Source organism: Kocuria sp., assembly GCF_030536815.1.
In the GTDB taxonomy this organism is placed as follows: Bacteria; Actinomycetota; Actinomycetes; order Actinomycetales; family Micrococcaceae; genus Kocuria; species Kocuria gwangalliensis.
The window spans coordinates 1-2,970 of the sequence record NZ_JAUNPE010000221.1 but is presented as its reverse complement, the minus strand read 5'-3'; the positions used below and the strand labels follow the sequence as shown (position 1 = coordinate 2,970).

Genomic DNA, 2,970 nt, shown 5'->3' with positions numbered 1-2,970 from the left:
CATGCGGCCCGATCCTCACCTGGGGCACCCCGCTACGGGAGAGGGTTGCCGTCCGACAAGCCAGGGCTGTGCGTCGGAACTCATGATCGTTCTGGGCTCCACTGTACCGTTTCCGTACCTGCTCGTGAAACATAAGGATCGAGCGGATGCGCGGTGAGACGATGGTTGTATGAGTGATCGCCACGTCAACGATCCGGACCTGATTCGCGAGCTACTCACCACCCCGGGGCGGTGGGCCGTTGTGGGGTTGTCCAGTAACCGCACCCGGCCGGCCTATGCGGTGTCCCGGCGGATCCGTGAGGAGTTCGGGCAGGAAATCATCCCCGTGAACCTTGCCGGGGAATCCGTGCACGGCGAGACCGGTTATCGCTCACTCAAGGAGATTCCGGGCCACGTGGACGTGGTCGACTGTTTCGTGAACTCCCGGCGCGTGGGAGACGTGGTGGATCAGGCCATCGAGATCGGCGCCGGTGCGGTGTGGTTGCAGCTGGGCGTGTCCGATCAGACCGCCGCGGCGCGGGCCAAGGCCGCCGGGGTGAAGGTGGTCATGAACACCTGCCCGCTGATCGAGGCCCCGCGGGTTCTGTAGTCCCGACTCGATTTGCGGCGGCGGCCTCCCGGGACGTTGAATGGAACGGTTCCCATCCGGAGCGGCCGAGAGACCTGGCTCGTTGACGTCGCAGCAACCGGTACCCGTGCGGTACAAGGTGCTAATGCCAGGAGACGATGGAGTTGATCGAGATTACTTCCTACTCAGACCCTCATTCCCCCACGCCCAATCCCGCGCTGATCTCGGATGATGCCCGCGAGGAGTTCTGGGCCGAGCAGGCGACCCGGCTGGACTGGGCCGAACCGTGGCACACGACCCACCGCTTCGCCAAGCCGCAGAAGATCGGCGCGGACGAGGACGGCAACGACATCCTCTCCGTCCCCGAGATTGCCTGGTTCGAGGGCGGCAAACTCAACGTCTCCTACAACTGCGTGGATCGCCATGTTGAGGCAGGCCGCGGCCATCACGTGGCCCTGTACTTCGAGGGTGAACCCGGTGACCGCCTGGTCTACACCTACGCGGACCTGCAGCGCGAGGTCTCCAAGGCCGCCAACGCCCTGCTGAAACTCGGTGTGGAAAAGGGTGACCGCGTGGTCATCTACCTCCCGGTGATTCCCGAGACCGTCATCATCACGCTCGCGTGCGCTCGGATCGGCGCAATTCACTCGCTCGTGTTCGGAGGCTTCTCCGCCGAGGCCCTCAGGTTCCGTGTGGAGGACACCGGCGCCAAGGTGTTGGTGACCACGGACGGGCAGAACCGGCGCGGCGTCGTGGTCCCCGTGAAGACCAACGCGGACCAGGCCTGCAGCGGCACGAACGATATCGAGCACGTGATCGTGGTGCGCCGCACCTCCCGGCCCGGTCGCATGGATCTGCCGCGCGGCACCCGCGGGCTGCGCTCCAAGGAAGAGGACACCGTGCCGTGGACGCGCGGGCGCGACGTGTGGTGGCACGAGCTGACCGCGGATGTTCCGGACGTGCATGTGCCCGAGGCCTTCGACGCCGAGACGCCCCTGTTCATCATTTACACCTCCGGCACCACGGGGAAGCCCAAGGGCCTGGTCCACACGATGGGCGGGTACCTGGTGCAGACCGCGTACACGCACGCCCTGATGTTCGATCTGCTCCCGGACGTGCCCGATGCCCACGGTGTGCTGCGCCCGGACGAACTCTCCGCCGTCAACGATCCCGCCAAAGTCGATTCAACCGTTCACTGGTGCACCGCGGACCTCGCGTGGGTCACCGCGCACACCTACGAGATCTACGGCCCGCTGGTCAACGGCGTGTCCGAGGTGATTTACGAGGGCACGCCCAACACTCCGGATTACGGTCGTCACTTCGAGGTCATCGAACGCTACGGGGTGACCAATTACTACACCGCGCCCACGCTGATCCGCTCGCTCATGGGTGCCTTTCCCAAGGGTCTGCCGCAGGTCTACAACCTCTCGTCCATTCGTCTGCTCGGATCGGTGGGCGAGTCCATCAACCCCGAGGCGTGGCGCTGGCTGCGAGCGCAGGTGGGCCGCGACGAGGTCCCGTTCGTGGACACGTGGTGGCAGTCCGAAACCGGCTCGTGCGTGGCCTCCCCGCGCCCGCATGATCCGCAATTCGCCCCTCCCGGCACGTTCGACGACGCCGCTGCGCACACCTCCCTGAAGCCCGGAAGTGCTACGCGCGCCGTCCCGGGAATCTCGGTGCGTGTGCTCGACGAGTCCGGTGAGGAAGTGGGCCCCAACCTGCAGGGCTATGCCGTGATCGACAAGATCGGTCCGTCCATGGCCCGCACGGTGTGGGGCGATCCGCAGCGCTACCTGTCCTCGTACTGGGCGGCCTACGGTGAGCGCGGCTGGTTCCTGGCCGGGGACGGCGCTCGCACCGATCACGAGGGTGACCTGTACATCCTGGGCCGCGTGGACGATGTGATCAACGTGTCCGGGCACAGACTGTCGACCATTGAGATCGAGTCCGCCCTGGTGACTCACCCGCACGTGGTGGAGGCAGGTGCGACCCCCATTCGCGACGCGGTGACGGGGCACGCCGTGCTGGCCTACGTGGTGCTCACGGCACAGGCGCAGTCACTGTCCGCGGATGAGGTCCGGGAAGAGCTGCGCGCTCATGTGGCGCAGGAGATCGGCCCCATCGCGAAACCCCGCGAGGTCATCGCCGTCCCGGACCTCCCGAAGACCCGTTCGGGGAAGATCACCCGTCGCCTGTTGACCCAGCTGTACGAGGGTCAGAGCCTGGGCGACCGCTCCTCGTTGCAGAACGAGGAAGCACTGGACGCGATCGCGGAGGTCCTGGCCGCGCGCGGTTGACCGCCGCATATGAGGGGTCATCAGAACCTTGTTCGGCATCTCAGGGGCCGCTAGAGCCATTGCCAGTTCGGATGAGGGTTCTCCCGGCTCCTGAGATGTATTCGT

General features: G+C 65.9%; 2 protein-coding genes and 2 riboswitches. Both genes read left to right on the top strand.

The genetic code is table 11. The annotated features are described in order from the left end of the window. Positions 1-88: riboswitch (SAM riboswitch) on the bottom strand. This riboswitch is flagged as partial in the annotation. 81 nt (positions 89-169) lie between these two features. Continuing rightward, complete coding sequence (locus Q4E95_RS12385; protein ID WP_303383592.1) at positions 170-589, top strand: CoA-binding protein; 420 nt, start codon at positions 170-172, stop codon at positions 587-589. A 49-nt stretch (positions 590-638) separates the two neighbouring features. Next, a riboswitch (SAM riboswitch) is annotated at positions 639-733 on the top strand. Further along, positions 727-2,865 (top strand): AMP-binding protein, encoded by a 2,139-nt coding sequence (locus tag Q4E95_RS12380; protein WP_303383591.1) that lies wholly within the window; start codon positions 727-729, stop codon positions 2,863-2,865. (Overlaps the previous riboswitch by 7 nt.) The last annotated feature ends 105 nt before the right edge of the window (positions 2,866-2,970 follow it).

What these genes read in the sequence shown, in the direction of transcription:
- Q4E95_RS12380 (WP_303383591.1), top strand. Translation starts at nt 727, where the DNA reads ATGGAGTTGATCGAGATTACTTCCTACTCAGACCCTCATTCCCCCACG.
- Q4E95_RS12385 (WP_303383592.1), top strand. Translation starts at nt 170, where the DNA reads ATGAGTGATCGCCACGTCAACGATCCGGACCTGATTCGCGAGCTACTC.